At 63.7% G+C, this 13,050-nt stretch carries 14 protein-coding genes; 3 read left to right on the top strand and 11 right to left on the bottom strand.

The window, feature by feature from the left end; all coding sequences use genetic code 11:
- Nucleotides 1-227 precede the first annotated feature (227 nt).
- From nusB to G486_RS0107220, 4 genes are all read right to left on the bottom strand, one after another.
- Nucleotides 228-761, bottom strand: a complete 534-nt coding sequence (nusB, locus tag G486_RS0107235) for a transcription antitermination factor NusB (protein ID WP_027014942.1) — start codon at nt 759-761, stop codon at nt 228-230.
- Nucleotides 758-1,228, bottom strand: coding sequence for a 6,7-dimethyl-8-ribityllumazine synthase (ribH, locus tag G486_RS0107230; protein WP_027014941.1), 471 nt, complete (start codon nt 1,226-1,228; stop codon nt 758-760). Before ribH ends, nusB begins: the two co-directional genes overlap by 4 nt.
- Nucleotides 1,229-1,231: 3 nt before the next feature.
- Nucleotides 1,232-2,353: a bifunctional 3,4-dihydroxy-2-butanone-4-phosphate synthase/GTP cyclohydrolase II gene (gene ribBA / locus G486_RS0107225; RefSeq protein ID WP_027014940.1), complete on the bottom strand. Its 1,122-nt coding sequence runs from the start codon at nt 2,351-2,353 to the stop codon at nt 1,232-1,234.
- A 230-nt stretch (nt 2,354-2,583) separates the two neighbouring features.
- The gene (locus G486_RS0107220) at nt 2,584-2,877 is read right to left on the bottom strand and encodes a 2Fe-2S iron-sulfur cluster-binding protein (protein ID WP_027014939.1); all 294 of its coding nucleotides are present in this window, start codon (nt 2,875-2,877) and stop codon (nt 2,584-2,586) included.
- 322 nt (nt 2,878-3,199) lie between these two features.
- Here G486_RS0107220 and G486_RS0107215 point away from each other — a divergent pair, with 322 nt between their 5' ends.
- Entirely contained in the window at nt 3,200-3,703 is a 504-nt protein-coding gene (locus G486_RS0107215; RefSeq protein ID WP_027014938.1) for a DUF2721 domain-containing protein, read from the top strand.
- A 249-nt stretch (nt 3,704-3,952) separates the two neighbouring features.
- Here the strand turns inward: G486_RS0107215 and G486_RS0107210 are convergent, their stop codons facing one another.
- Nucleotides 3,953-4,270: a hypothetical protein gene (locus G486_RS0107210; protein ID WP_027014937.1), complete on the bottom strand. Its 318-nt coding sequence runs from the start codon at nt 4,268-4,270 to the stop codon at nt 3,953-3,955.
- Nucleotides 4,267-4,785 carry an Lrp/AsnC family transcriptional regulator gene (locus tag G486_RS21710; RefSeq protein WP_034386916.1) on the bottom strand — a complete coding sequence of 173 codons (519 nt, stop codon included), beginning with the start codon at nt 4,783-4,785 and terminating at the stop codon, nt 4,267-4,269. The genes G486_RS0107210 and G486_RS21710 overlap by 4 nt, the downstream gene beginning before the upstream one ends.
- 85 nt (nt 4,786-4,870) lie before the next feature.
- On the opposite strand from G486_RS21710, the gene G486_RS0107200 reads away from it, so the two are divergent.
- Nucleotides 4,871-5,794, top strand: a complete 924-nt coding sequence (locus G486_RS0107200) for an EamA family transporter (RefSeq protein WP_027014936.1) — start codon at nt 4,871-4,873, stop codon at nt 5,792-5,794.
- Nucleotides 5,795-5,927: 133 nt separating this feature from the next.
- On the opposite strand, the gene G486_RS0107195 is transcribed toward G486_RS0107200, so the two are convergent.
- Nucleotides 5,928-6,713: a MetQ/NlpA family ABC transporter substrate-binding protein gene (locus tag G486_RS0107195; protein ID WP_027014935.1), complete on the bottom strand. Its 786-nt coding sequence runs from the start codon at nt 6,711-6,713 to the stop codon at nt 5,928-5,930.
- A gap of 194 nt (nt 6,714-6,907) precedes the next feature.
- Here G486_RS0107195 and G486_RS0107190 point away from each other — a divergent pair, with 194 nt between their 5' ends.
- Nucleotides 6,908-7,150: a DUF3820 family protein gene (locus G486_RS0107190; protein ID WP_027014934.1), complete on the top strand. Its 243-nt coding sequence runs from the start codon at nt 6,908-6,910 to the stop codon at nt 7,148-7,150.
- Between the two features lie 62 nt (nt 7,151-7,212).
- Here G486_RS0107190 and G486_RS0107185 read toward each other — a convergent pair whose 3' ends face one another.
- The 4 genes from G486_RS0107185 to mfd form a co-directional block, all read right to left on the bottom strand.
- Nucleotides 7,213-7,668 carry a hypothetical protein gene (locus G486_RS0107185; protein WP_027014933.1) on the bottom strand — a complete coding sequence of 152 codons (456 nt, stop codon included), beginning with the start codon at nt 7,666-7,668 and terminating at the stop codon, nt 7,213-7,215.
- 292 nt (nt 7,669-7,960) lie between these two features.
- Nucleotides 7,961-8,674, bottom strand: a complete 714-nt coding sequence (gene serB, locus G486_RS0107180; protein ID WP_027014932.1) for a phosphoserine phosphatase SerB — start codon at nt 8,672-8,674, stop codon at nt 7,961-7,963.
- Nucleotides 8,675-8,740: 66 nt separating this feature from the next.
- Entirely contained in the window at nt 8,741-9,406 is a 666-nt protein-coding gene (locus tag G486_RS0107175) for a hypothetical protein (RefSeq protein ID WP_027014931.1), read from the bottom strand.
- A gap of 15 nt (nt 9,407-9,421) precedes the next feature.
- Nucleotides 9,422-12,901: a transcription-repair coupling factor gene (mfd, locus tag G486_RS0107170; protein ID WP_027014930.1), complete on the bottom strand. Its 3,480-nt coding sequence runs from the start codon at nt 12,899-12,901 to the stop codon at nt 9,422-9,424.
- Between the last annotated feature and the right edge of the window lie 149 nt (nt 12,902-13,050).

The following is a 13,050-nucleotide window of genomic DNA, read 5'->3' as shown; positions in this document are numbered from 1 at the left end:
CCGAGGGCGGGGCAGAAAAGGCAGGCCGGCCGCGTGCTGGCCTGAAGCAATGAAACCAGGAGCTGCTAGCGCTTGGTATGCCTGGGTTTCAGCTGGAAATCAGCTTGAAAACGCCTATAGGCAAGTGCTTGCAGCTCACTTTTTATGAGATACGCCCGGACCGCAGTGCAGCAGGCCGGCGCAGCCCGAGGCACTGGCGCGGCAGCGTAGAGATCGTAAACACGTTCTCAGGGAGCTTTTCGGTCGCTTTCGACCTCGGCGCTGCGCAACTGCGGTGCCAGGCCGTTGAGCACGGCGTTCACGTACTTGTGGCCGTCGGTGCCACCGAATTCCTTGGTCAGCTCTATGCATTCGTTGAGCACCACGCGCCAGGGCACGTCCAGGCAGTGCTGGAATTCGTAGACGCCTATCCACATGCAGGCATGCTCTATGGGCGAGATCTCGGCCAGCGGGCGGTCGAGCTTGGGCACAATCAGCGCGTCGAGCTCGGCCTGGGTCTGCACGCAGCCGCGCAGCAGGGCGTCGTAGTGCACGAGGTCGGCCTTGTGAAAGCCCGACAGGTCGCGCGTGAAGGCATCGATGGCCTCCACGCTGTTGCCGCCCACCAGGTGCTGGTAGAGCGCCTGCAGCGCGAACTCGCGCGAGCGGCTGCGGGCCGACTTGGAGCCGGCCTTGCGGACGCCGGTGCTGGTCAGGCCCTTGCGGCTTTGGCGCGGAGGGCGGGAGGGTTGGCCTGGGGCCGGGGAGTGGTCGTCGCTCATATTTGCTTGATGGATTGCAGCAGCAGCGCCATCTCCACGGCGACCAGGGCTGCATCGCGGCCCTTCTCGGTCTGCCGGGCAATGGCCTGTTCGGTGTTTTCCGTGGTGATGATGGCGTTGGCGATCGGCAGCTTGTGATCAAGGCTCAGGCGCGTCACGCCCGCGCCCGATTCATTGGCCACGAGCTCGAAGTGATAGGTCTCGCCACGGATGATGCAGCCCAGGGCCACGAGGGCGTCGTAGCGGCCGCTGGCGGCCAGGGCCTGCAGCGCCACGGGCACTTCCAGCGCGCCGGGAACCAGGGCGTGATCGATGTTCTCGGGCTTGACGCCCAGGGCCAGCAGCTGGGCCTCGCAGGCCGTATGCAGACTGTTGGTAATGCTTTCGTTAAAGCGCGCCTGGACGATGCCAATGCGCAGCGCCGTGCCGTCGAGGTTCTGGGCCTGGCCCTTTTCTGCGTTGAGCATGTCTTATTCCTTGGAGATATAGCCGCTGATCTCGAGCCCGTAGCCGGCCATGCTGGGCAGGCGGCGCGGCTGGCCCATGAGCTGCATTTTGGCGACGCCCAGCTCGCGCAGGATTTGCGCGCCCACGCCGTAGGTGCGCAAGTCCATGCGTCCGCGCTCGGGCGCCTGGGAGGCGCGCGCATTGCCCAGGAACTGGGCCAGCAGTTGCTCGCCGCTTTCATTGCAGTTGAGCAGCACGGCCACGCCATGGCCGTGCCGGTCTATGTATTCGAGGCTCTCGCCCAGGCTCCAGGAGTGCAGGGTGCGGCCGGCCTCGAGCGCGTCCAGCACGGACAGCGGCTCGTGCACGCGCACGGGCACGTCCGTGCCTTCCTGCCAGTGGCCCTTGACCAGGGCCAGGTGCACGGACTGGCTGGGCCGGTCGCGGAACGCATGCGCGATGAACTCGCCCTGGGCCGTGCGCAGCGGGCGCGAGCCCATGCTCTCGAGCAGCGATTCGGTGCTGCTGCGGTATTCGATGAGGTCGGCGATGGTGCCGATCTTGAGGCCGTGCTCGGCCGCGAACAGCTGCAGGTCCGGCAGACGGGCCATGGTGCCGTCATCCTTCATGACTTCGCAGATCACGGCTGCGGGCGTGCAGCCGGCCATGGCCGCGAGGTCGCAGCCGGCCTCGGTGTGGCCGGCGCGCATGAGCACGCCGCCATCCACGGCCTGCAGCGGGAAGATGTGGCCGGGCTGCACCAGATCCGTGGGCTGGGCGTTGCGGGCCACGGCGGCCTGTACGGTGCGCGCGCGGTCGGCCGCGGAGATGCCCGTGGTCACGCCCTCGGCGGCCTCGATGGAAACCGTGAACGCCGTGCTGTAGACCGTGCCGTTGCGCGCGGCCATGGGCGGCAGCTTCAGGTATTCGCAGCGCTCGCGGGTCAGCGTCAGGCAGATCAGCCCCCGGCCGAACTTGGCCATGAAGTTGATGGCCTCGGGCGTCACATGGTCGGCAGCCAGAACCAGGTCGCCTTCGTTCTCGCGATCTTCCTCATCCACAAGAATGACCATGCGGCCGGCGCGCATGTCGGCAACAATCTCTTGCACCGGGGAGATGGGGACAGGATGGGGGGAGTGGTTCATGTCATGCCTTTTCAAGAAGACCGGCCTCGCAGGTGCGCAGCACACGCGCCGGCTTGCTCCGGCCAGAGGCGGGTCAAGAAAGGCTGACAAAGAACGTGTGATGCGGCGCGGCCGCCATTGCTGTTGACCATCAAGATCTGCCGTGGTCTTGCGCAAAGCGCTCATTCTAGTCGAGCGCAAGGCCGGCGGCCGGGTACTGGATCAAGCCCGCAAAGGTTTTGCGCCCGCGTTCACAGCGGGTCCTCGAGCACCAGGTCTTCTTCGGGGTAGGCCACACAGGGCAGGACGCAGCCTTGCTCCAGCTCCTCGGGCGACAGTCCCGGCCAGTCGATCTCGTAGCGCACCTTGCCCGAAACCAGCTGCCCCAGGCAGGTGCGGCAAGTGCCGTTGCGGCAGGAGCTGGGCCAGTCCACGCCGCCTTGCTCCAGGGAATCCAGCAGGGACTGGTCGGCCCAGGCGTCGACCTGCTGCTCACTGGGGCTGAGCTTGGCGATGAAGAATGGGGGCGCAAAAGAGGAGTCCATGGCGGTCCGGGTCTGGTTCTGAAACCTGCGGTTGTACCGCCTTTTCCAAAAGACCTGCTCTGCCTGTGGCTCGCGGCTGTTGCCTGTTTTTGTGGCAGATCATCCGGCTCCCTTGAAAATCAACGACTTGCGGAGAAAGAAGGGCGTTGGCCGCAACTTGTCCACATGCTTGTCCAGCGCGGCTGGGGAAACTCTGGTGCTCTGCCGCGCATCGGCCCCGGCTGGCGCAGGGCAGGGGCAGCACAGGCGCAGGCGTCGGCGCCTGCCCTCTGTGAGGCCTCACAATACGGGCTGTTCGCAGATTCCGTTCGCAGAGACTTGCATGATCAATTGGTCGCTTGATGCCGATACCGTGACCCACAGCATTCAGCTGGCGTTGGCCCCCGTGTTTTTTCTGACTGCCGTGGCCGGCATGATTGGCGCCGTTGCGGGGCGGCTGGCGCGCATCATCGACAGGGCGCGCAAGCTCGAGGAGATGTTGCGCCAGCCCCAGGAAGAGGAGTTCATTGCGCGCAGCCTCACCGAGCTGCACTTTCTGCGCAAGCGCGGGCGCCTGGCCAATGTCTGCATAGGGCTGCTCACGGTCTGCGGCTTTTGCATAGGGCTCACGATTGCGCTGCTGTTCCTGGGCGAGGCCTATGGCATCAACGGCCACGGCTATGCGGTGCTGGGCTTTTTGCTGGGCGTGGCCATGTTTCTCATGGCCCTGGCCTGCTTTCTCTGGGAAACGGTCATGGCCACCCGGCTGCTGGACTTTCACATGCTGACCAAGGTGCGGGACGCCGTGCGCGTGATCAGGCGCGATACCGAAAACCCGGGCGCTTGATATTTTGATAGCTGCCAGCGCTTGATTCGCCTCGATCTCAAGGGTTTTTCATTTGAGATTCAATGCTGGCGGGCGCTGGCAGCTATCAAATCAGTTGTCCGGCGTGGGCTGTCTCGCTGCTGCCCCGGGCTGAAGCCGCTGTGCCTGTGCCATCGATCGGGCCTGACCCATGCGAGGCAAACAGCATGCCGGCTGCACGGGCGCATGCCCTGTGCAGCCGGCACAGTCATGGCGCAGCTGGTCAGTGAATCACTCGGCTGAGGCCTGGCTGGTCTGCCACACGCCCACGACCTCGATCAGGCTCCAGCTATTGCATTCGATGCAGTAGTGCTGTGTCTCACCGGTCTTCTGGCTCTTGCCCTGGATGACCACCTGGTTGTCATGGCGCTGGGCTTCGGACAGCGGCTGGATCTTGTCGTAGTTGAAGCGCTCGGCCAGGTCGCCACGAAAGGCAATCGTGATGCGGTCGCGCTTGGGGTAGTAATCGCGCTCGTATTTGTCCAGGGTGCGCAGCGCGACCAGGCTGGCCATATTGTCTTGGGATGGATTGGGTTTGGCAGAACTCATGGCTGGATTCCCTCTCTTGTGTTTGTTTCATTATGTGAAGAACTCGATGGAAGTGCTAGCTGTAATCCTGTTTTGATGCGTTCCATTGCAATTGAGCTCGTATAACGCCGGATGTTGTGGTCTGCGGCAAACAGTCGGCTTGCCAGTGCCTGGTAGTCGTGCATGTCGGCAGCCGTGATCACCAGCATGTAGTCGCTTTCGCCGGTCACGTAATAGCACTGCTGCACGGCGGGCTCCGCCTGCACGCGCGCCCGAAAGGCAAGACTTGCCTGGGGGCGCTCATCCAGCAACTGGACGCTCACGAGAACCGTCAGCGGCAGGCCCAGCAGGCTGGGATTGAGCACCGCCACATTGGCGCTGATCACGCCCAGGTCCTGGAGCCTGCGTATGCGCCGCTGCACGGCGGGGGCAGACAGATGGACCTGCGTGGCGATCTCTCTTTGGGGCATCTGGTTGTCGCGCTGCAGCAGTCCAAGAATGGCGTAGTCAAAGGCATCAAGAGCAATGGTGGACATGGGGCGTGCAAAAGCGAGCGGAAATTGCAGGAATAAGGTGCGAAACAAGCGAAACCCAGAGCGAGCTTGCCCTATCGTATGCGCCATGGAAAAAAGCACATGGAATAAGGCCTGGCCGCTGCTGGCGGTACTGGGCTCGGTCAGCTCTTTGGGCGTGGGGACCTCGCTGGCCAAGCAATTGTTCCCCGTTCTCGGGGCGCAAGGAACATCGGCCTTGCGGGTGGGGTTTGCGGCGATGATTCTGGTCGCCATCTGGCGGCCCTGGCGCTGGCCGCTCAAGAAGGCCCAGGCCTGGGCCTTGCTGCGTTTTGGCGTGGCTCTCGGGCTCATGAACCTGCTGTTCTACATGGCCTTGCGCAGCATTCCGTTCGGTCTGGCCGTGGCCATCGAGTTCTCGGGGCCGCTGGCCGTGGCCATCTACCACTCGCGCCGTCCCGTGGACTTTGTCTGGCTGGCCCTGGCCGTGCTGGGGCTGGCCCTGATCCTGCCTTTCGGCGTGCTCGGCGGCCAGGGGGCCGTCTCTCTTGATCCCCTGGGCATGGCCTGCGCGGCAGGCGCGGCCGTGTGCTGGGCGCTCTATATCGTGCTGGGCCGGCGACTGGGTGCCATCCCCAGCGGCCAGGCGGTTTCGCTGGGCTTGTTGTGCGCAGCCCTGGTCGTGGTGCCGGTCGGCGTGGTCCAGGCCGGAGCCAAGCTGCTGGAGCCCTCCATTTTGCTGTTCGGTCTTTTCGTGGCCGCGATCTCCAGTGCCTTGCCTTATTCGCTGGAGATGCTGGCCTTGCGCCGCTTGCCTGCGGCGACCTTTGGCATTGCCCTCGCGACCGAGCCCGCCGTGGCCGCGCTGATGGGCATGCTGCTGTTGAACGAGCAGCTCAGCGGCCCCCAATGGCTGGCCATCGCCTGCATCATGGCTGCCGCCATGGGCAGTGCCATCAGCAGGCCGGGTGAGGAGAGCAAGCCTGCACCCGAAGCTGAACTCGATCCCGCATCCGAAGCTGGCCGGGCTTGAAGCTGCCGGACGCGGAGCATGAAAAAAGCGCTGCTAGAAGGCAGCGCTTTTTGCTGAGGGAGCTGGGGCCGTGGTTTAGAGCGTGTTCACGATCTCTACGCAGGCGCGCCGCGAGAAGATCGTGAACACGTTCTTAGAACGCCGGAACCACAGCACCCTTGTACTTCTCAAGAATGAACTTCTTCATCTCGGGGGTGCGCAGTGCATTGATCAGCTTGGTGATGCTGGCATCGTTGGCGTGGTCCTGGCGTGCGACCACGATGTTGGTATAGGGCGAGTCCGCGCCTTCGATGAACAGCGCATCCTTGGTGGGGTTGAGCTTGGCCTCGATGGCGTAGTTGGTGTTGATCAAGGCGATCTCCACGTCGTTCAAGGCCCGGGGCAGCAGGGGGGCCTCAAGCTCCTTGAACTTGAGCTTCTTGGGGTTCTTGGCGATGTCCAGCGGCGTGGGCGTCAGGCTCTTGGGGTCCTTGAGCTCGATCAGCCCCTGCTTGGCCAGCAGAATCAGGGCGCGGCCACCGTTTGACGGGTCGTTGGGGATGGCAATGGTGGCGCCATCCTTCAAATCCTTGAGGTTCTTGATCTTGCTCGAATAGGCGCCGAAGGGCTCGACATGGATCTTGCCATTGGGGACCGCGACCAGCGTTGTCTTGCGATCCCTGTTGTAGCTGTCCAGATAGGGCTGGTGCTGGAAGAAGTTGGCGTCGAGCTGCTTGTCCTGCACAGCGGCATTGGGCTGCACATAGTCGCTGAACTCCTTGACCTGCAGATCGATGCCCTGGGCCTTCAAGGCAGGTTTGACATGGTTGAGGATTTCCGCATGAGGCACGGCCGTGGCGCCGACCTTGAGCACATCGGCGGCCTGGGCGGACAGTGCCAGCGCGGCGATGGCAATGGCGGAAAGGGCTTTCTTGATCATGACCGTAGAACTTTCTTCAACAAATGGCTGTAAAAAAGAACCGCGTCAATCCATTGTTTGAAAACGGAGCTGCGGTACCGTTGGCCACTAGTCTAGTGCCTGTGATCCGGGGTTTATCCAACAATTTGGCTATTTGGTTATAAGGATGTGGTTTTTCATGCAAAAAATCTCGAACACCCATTTACGATAACTCCATGGACTCTGAGATGTTGCTGCAACTGGTACGCGTACGCATGCCCTATGGAAAATACCAGGGGCGTTTGCTTGCCGACTTGCCGGGAAATTATCTGAACTGGTTCGCGCGCCAGGGCTTTCCCAAGGGGGAACTGGGCCGTTTGCTGGGCTTGATGCATGAGCTTGACCACAACGGCTTATCGCACCTGCTCGGGCCTTTGCGTGAGGCCGATGGCGGGCCGGGAAATGGATGCGCCTGCTAGGCGCAATGCCTGCGGCATGAGCGCGCAGCAGGCATTGGCGGCAGGCGCTGGCCTGATGGGGTTTACCTGATTGCTGCGCGGGCAGCTTCGGCCTTGGCCTTGGCTTCATCGGCCTTGCGCTGCAACTCGGCGGCTTCGGCTTCCGCAGCCTTGGCCTGGGCTTCGGCCTCCTTGTTGGCGGCATGCTTGTCTTGCGATCCTCCGGCCAGGGCGTTGCCGGCCATGGTGCCTGCCACGGCGCCGACGGCTGCAGCGCCCATGGTGCCCATCATGCTGGGCCCGGCCGCAGGCGCTGCTGCAGGTGCGGCCGCAGGCGTGGTTGCAGGTGCCGCTGCGGGTTTGCTGGCGGTCGTCGCAGCAGGCGTTGTGGTGGCCGGCTTGGCCGGAGCCTTGCCTATGGAGGCGGGTCGTACGCTCTTGCCGCCACCCATGCGCTTGGCCTGGGCCAGCGAGGGAATGGTGAGCGAGGCAACAGCCAGGGCAATCACGGAAGCGGTGGTGCGAAACGAAGTCTTCACGGAGTTTTTCCTATCTTGAGAGGGGGCATGTAGCGAGCGCGGCAAGGCCGGAGCCCTGCCGCAGGCCGTTCAACGGTCGTGGCTGTTACATAAGGGGTGGAGGAGGTATTTCAATCGCCAAGGCATGAAATGCCTGTCGCAGCCGTTTGTTATGCGTGCCCGGGCGCGCTGCGTGGCCCGGTTTCTTGATGGCTGAGCAGCGATTCTAAAGATAAGAAAAACTGCCGCTGGCGCAAGCCCATAGCCTGCTCTCAGCTATTGATAGTGAAGCAGCTGGCGGCAGGGGGCGGCTTCAGCCCAGAACTTCCAGCAGTCTGTCCAGTCCGCCCTGGTTGATGGCGATCTTGGCTTCGGAGCGCACGCGCGGCTTGGCGTGGTAGGCCACGGACAGGCCTGCGGCCTGCATCATGGGGATGTCGTTGCTGCCGTCACCCACGGCAATGCATTGTTCGGGTTGAATGCCCAGCAGCGAGGCCACTTCAAGCAGGGTACGGCGTTTCTCGGCACCGTCGCAGATATCGCCCCAGGCCTGCTCGACCAGGCCGCCGGTGAGTGTCCCATTGCGGACTTCCAGCACGTTGGCGCGCACAAAATCGATGCCCAGCAGGCTGCGCACATGCTCGGCAAAGTAGGTGAAGCCGCCAGAGACCAGCAGTACCTTGAGGCCGGCAGCCTGGGCGGCCTTGACCAGGGTCTCTGCACCGGGCGAGAGCTTGAGGCGTTCGGCCAGCACGCGGGCCATGTCGGCTTCGGTCACGCCCACCAGCTTGCCCACGCGCTGGCGCAAACTGTCCTTGAAGTCCGTGATCTCGCCGCGCATGGTGGCCTCGGTGATCGCGGCCACCTCGGCCTTCTTGCCCGTGGCGTCGGCGATCTCGTCAATGCACTCGATGGTGATCAGGGTCGAGTCCATGTCGAACGCGATGAGCTTGTAGTCGGCCAGCCTGTGAGCAGGCCTGGTGCCGCGGATCATGAGCCCTGGGGCGAATTCGGTAACGTCGGTCATGGATGGATCATCAAAAAATGGGGGCAGGCCCGGGCCTGTTCAGGCGCAGATCATAGCCATAGCGGCCTAGGTCTGTGGTGGCCGGGGAAGATAAATCGCATCCGACCAGGTGGCCAGCCACTGGGGGCGGAACACCACGAAGATGGCTGTGAACATGCCCGTGGTCACTGCATCGCCCCAGGCCATGAGCCAGCGGGCGATGCGGGAAAGATCTTCGTTCACGCCAGGCAGCGCATGGCCTGCGGCCTGGGCCGCAAGTGCGGCTGCGAACAGGCTGAGCAGCGTGCCTGCAAAGCCTCGGCCCAGGATGTAGACGAAGATCTGGTGGGGCAGCCAGCGTCGCAGGCCCGCGCCCCAGAGCATGGCCAGCGTGGCCGGGACAATGCCCTGCCACACGGCCAGGCCCAGGGCGTGGCTCCAGTCCAGGGATGGCGAGAGCAGGCCGGCCAGCATGCCGACGGCCAGCAGCACCGGCACGGCCAGAGGCCAGCCCAGCATGAGCACGACCAGGGGCGCGGCCGACCATTGCAGTTGCAGCGGCATCTTGTGCAGGGTGGGCAGGGCCCAGATCCAGGGCAGCAGGACCAGCACGGCCAGCAAGGGTGTGATCAGCGCAGAGGCAACGGGGTCCTCGGCCCCGCCGGGTCCGGGCCGGCTGGCCAGCATGCGCCAGGGACGCAGGTAGAGGGCCAGAGCCAGGGCCGCGCAGGCGAGACAGGCTTCAAGAAACATGATGCGCCGGATCGGTCAAGCGGCCTGGGGCTGTGGCTGGCCCAGGCTGCGCAGCACGTCGCGCACCATTTGCGCTCTGTCCTTGGGGTCGTCCAGGGGCTTTTCCACGCGCAGCTTTTCATTGCCGGCCAGCTTGATGTGCTTGTTTTTCTGGATCAGGTGAATGATGTTCATGGGGTCTATGGGCGGCTGGGGCTTGAAGGTGATGTTGATCACGCCGGGCGCCGCATCGACCTTGGTCACGCCATAGGGCTGGGACAGAACGCGCAGGCGGTGCACGTCGATGAGCGTCTGGGCCTGAGGGGGCAGCTTGCCGAAGCGGTCCACGATCTCCTCGAGCAAGGTATCGATCTGATCGCTGCTCTTGGCCGTGGCCAGCTTCTTGTAGAAGGACAGGCGCAGGTGCACATCGCCGCAGTAGTCGTTGGGCAGAAGGGCGGGCGCATGCAGATTGATGTCGGTGGATGCCGACAGCGGGCTGAGCAGGTCGGGCTCCTTGCCATTCTTGAGGCTGCGCACGGCTTCGGAGAGCATTTCGTTGTAGAGCTGAAAGCCCACTTCCATCATGTTGCCGCTCTGGTTTTCGCCCAGCACCTCGCCGGCGCCGCGGATTTCCAGGTCATGCATGGCCAGGTAAAAGCCCGAGCCCAGCTCTTCCATCTGCTGGATGGCCTCTAGCCGCTGCTGCGCCTGCTTGGTCAGGCTGTCGAGGTCGGGGACCATGAGATAGGCATAGGCCTGATGGTGGCTGCGGCCCACGCGGCCGCGGAGTTGATGCAACTGGGCCAGGCCGAACTTGTCGGCCCGGCTCATGAGTATGGTGTTGGCCGACGGCACATCGATGCCGGTCTCGATGATGGTCGAGCACAGCAATATGTTGAAGCGCTGGGCCACGAAGTCGCGCATCACGCGCTCCAGTTCGCGCTCGGGCATCTGGCCGTGGGCCACGGCGATGCGCGCCTCGGGCAGGATCTCTTCGAGCTTTTGCCGGCGGTTCTCTATGGTCTCGATCTCGTTGTGCAGGAAGTAGATCTGGCCGCCGCGCTTCAATTCGCGCAGCACGGCTTCGCGTATCACGCCCGTGCTCTCGCTTCTCACAAAGGTCTTGATGGCCAGGCGGCGCTGGGGCGCGGTGGCGATGACCGACAGGTCGCGCAGGCCTTCGAGTGCCATACCCATGGTGCGCGGAATGGGGGTGGCCGTGAGCGTGAGCACATCGACTTCGGCGCGCATGGCCTTCATGGCCTCCTTGTGGCGCACGCCAAAGCGGTGCTCCTCGTCGATGATCAAGAGCCCCAGGTTCTTGAACTGCGTGGATTCGCTCAAGAGCTTGTGCGTGCCCACGACGATGTCCACCGTGCCCTCGGCAATGCCCTTGACGGCTGCCGTGATCTCCTTGCCCGAGCGAAAGCGCGAGACCTCGGCCACCTTGATCGGCCATTTCGAGAAGCGGTCCACCAGCGTCTGGTAGTGCTGCTCGGCCAGCAGCGTGGTCGGCGCGAGAAACGCCACCTGCTTGCCGCCCATGGCTGCCACAAAGGCTGCGCGCAGCGCAACTTCGGTCTTGCCAAAGCCCACATCGCCGCAGACCAGCCGGTCCATGGGCTGGGGGCTGATCATGTCCTGTATGACGGCGTGTATGGCTGCACGTTGATCGGCGGTTTCCTCGAAGCCGAAGTCGGCCACGAACTGTTCGTAGTCGGCCGCCGGGAAGCGGAATGCATGGCCCTGGCGCGCAGCCCGGCGCGCATAGATGTTGAGCAGCTCGGCCGCAGAGTCGCGCACTTGCTCGGCTGCCTTGCGCTTGGCCTTTTCCCATTGTGTGCCGCCCAGCTTGTGCAGCGGGGCGTCCTCGGGCGAGACGCCGGTGTAGCGGGAGATCAGCTGCAGCTGGCTGACAGGCACATAGAGCACGGCGCTGCCTGCGTATTCGAGGTGCAGAAACTCCTGCAGCGCCGGCGTGCCGTCGGGGGTCGTCTGGCCCATGTCCATGTTGATCAGGCCCTGGTAGCGGCCTATGCCGTGGTCGGCATGGACCACGGGGTCGCCGACCTTGAGCTCGGACAAGTCCTTGATCAGCGACTCCACATCGCTGACCTGCTCCTGCCGCCGGCGGCGCCGGCCCGAGGGAGCCGTGGCGAACAGCTCGGTTTCTGTGACGAAATCCAGCCCCTGCTCCATCCAGGCAAAGCCTGTCATGAGGCTGGATGTGGCAATGCCTATCTTTTCCTGCGTGTCTGCCTGGAATTCGACCAGGGAGTCAAACACTGGCGGGTTCACGCCCGAGGCGCGAAAAAAGTCGAGCAGGCTTTCACGCCTTCCGTCGGATTCGGCCAGAAGCAAGATCCGGTGGGCGCTGCCTGCTATATGTTTTTGCAGTCTTGACAGGGGATCTTCGGCACCGCGCACCACGGACAGGTCACCCAGCTTCTGGAAGATGGCGCTGTCGGCCACATCCTCGGTTCCTGGGCGCAGCGCCAGTTGTGCATGGACCTTGGCACGGGTGTAGAACTGCTCGGCCGAGAGAAACAGCAGCTCGGGCGCCAGAGCCGGGCGCTCGGGGTCGCCTGCGACCAGGCGGTAGCGCTCCTTGGTGTCCTGCCAAAAGTGCTGGAAGGCTGGCTCCAGATCGCCATGCAGGACCACGGTGGCGTCGCTGCCCAGGTAGTCGAACACGGTGGCCGTGTCGTCGAAAAACAGGGGCAGATAGTATTCGATGCCTGCCGTGACCAGGCCTGCACCCATGTCCTTGTAGATGCGGCTCTTGGTCGGATCGCCCTCGAGCAGCTCGCGCCAGCGATGGCGGAACTTGGCGCGCGCATCTTCGTCCAGGGGAAATTCGCGGCCCGGCAGCAGGCGTACCTCGGGCACAGGGTAGAGGCTGCGCTGGGTGTCGGGGTCGAAGGTGCGGATGGAGTCGATCTCGTCATCGAACAAGTCCACGCGATAGGGATGGGGCGAGCCCATGGGAAACAGATCGATCAGGCCGCCGCGCACCGCGTATTCGCCGTGGCTGACGACCTGCGATACATGCTGGTAGCCCGCGAGCGTGAGCTGGGCCTTGAGCCTGGCTTCGTCGAGCTTTTGCCCGGTCTTGAATTCGAAGGTATAGCCCGCGAGAAACGCGGGCGGTGCCAGGCGGTACAGGGCCGTGGTTGCAGGCACCAGAACCACGTCGGCACCTTGCTCCTTGTCGCGCTGGTTGATGCGCCACAGCGTGGCCAGGCGTTCGCTGATCAAATCCTGGTGCGGAGAAAAGCTGTCGTAGGGCAGGGTCTCCCAGTCGGGAAACAGTGCGCAGCGCAGCCCGGGCGCGAAGAAGGCGATCTCGTCTATCAATCTCTGGGCATCGGCCGCGTCTGCGGTGACGATGGCCGTGACGTGGCCTGCAGCCTTCTCACGCTCGCCGATATGGGCCAGCAGCAATGCGTCCGAGCTGCCTGCGGGGCGAGGCAGGGTGTGGCGTTTTCCGGGAGAGAGCTTGGGCAGATCCATGGTCTAGGGCAATGTGAGGCGAGAGCGAGGCAACGACAAAACCCTTGCAGGGCGTAGATATCCTCGACACGCTCTGGTAAGGGGTTGCAGGATTTTAGGCCAGCCCCAGGCAAGGCCCGGCAGGTGGCGAGCGCCTGCGCCTCACTAGC

This window comes from Comamonas composti DSM 21721 (assembly GCF_000429845.1).
Classification (GTDB): domain Bacteria; phylum Pseudomonadota; class Gammaproteobacteria; order Burkholderiales; family Burkholderiaceae_C; genus Comamonas; species Comamonas composti.
The sequence above is the reverse complement of the archived record's forward strand: the minus strand, read 5'-3'. Positions and strand labels throughout refer to the sequence as shown.

Coding starts and splice junctions, on each gene's coding strand:
- G486_RS0107215 (WP_027014938.1), top strand. CDS start 3,200: ATGATCAATTGGTCGCTTGATGCCGATACCGTGACCCACAGCATTCAG.
- G486_RS0107190 (WP_027014934.1), top strand. CDS start 6,908: ATGGACTCTGAGATGTTGCTGCAACTGGTACGCGTACGCATGCCCTAT.
- G486_RS0107220 (WP_027014939.1), bottom strand. CDS start 2,877: ATGGACTCCTCTTTTGCGCCCCCATTCTTCATCGCCAAGCTCAGCCCC.
- G486_RS0107210 (WP_027014937.1), bottom strand. CDS start 4,270: ATGAGTTCTGCCAAACCCAATCCATCCCAAGACAATATGGCCAGCCTG.
- G486_RS21710 (WP_034386916.1), bottom strand. CDS start 4,785: ATGTCCACCATTGCTCTTGATGCCTTTGACTACGCCATTCTTGGACTG.
- G486_RS0107175 (WP_027014931.1), bottom strand. CDS start 9,406: ATGTTTCTTGAAGCCTGTCTCGCCTGCGCGGCCCTGGCTCTGGCCCTC.
- serB (WP_027014932.1), bottom strand. CDS start 8,674: ATGACCGACGTTACCGAATTCGCCCCAGGGCTCATGATCCGCGGCACC.
- ribH (WP_027014941.1), bottom strand. CDS start 1,228: ATGCTCAACGCAGAAAAGGGCCAGGCCCAGAACCTCGACGGCACGGCG.
- mfd (WP_027014930.1), bottom strand. CDS start 12,901: ATGGATCTGCCCAAGCTCTCTCCCGGAAAACGCCACACCCTGCCTCGC.
- G486_RS0107200 (WP_027014936.1), top strand. CDS start 4,871: ATGGAAAAAAGCACATGGAATAAGGCCTGGCCGCTGCTGGCGGTACTG.
- G486_RS0107195 (WP_027014935.1), bottom strand. CDS start 6,713: ATGATCAAGAAAGCCCTTTCCGCCATTGCCATCGCCGCGCTGGCACTG.
- nusB (WP_027014942.1), bottom strand. CDS start 761: ATGAGCGACGACCACTCCCCGGCCCCAGGCCAACCCTCCCGCCCTCCG.
- ribBA (WP_027014940.1), bottom strand. CDS start 2,353: ATGAACCACTCCCCCCATCCTGTCCCCATCTCCCCGGTGCAAGAGATT.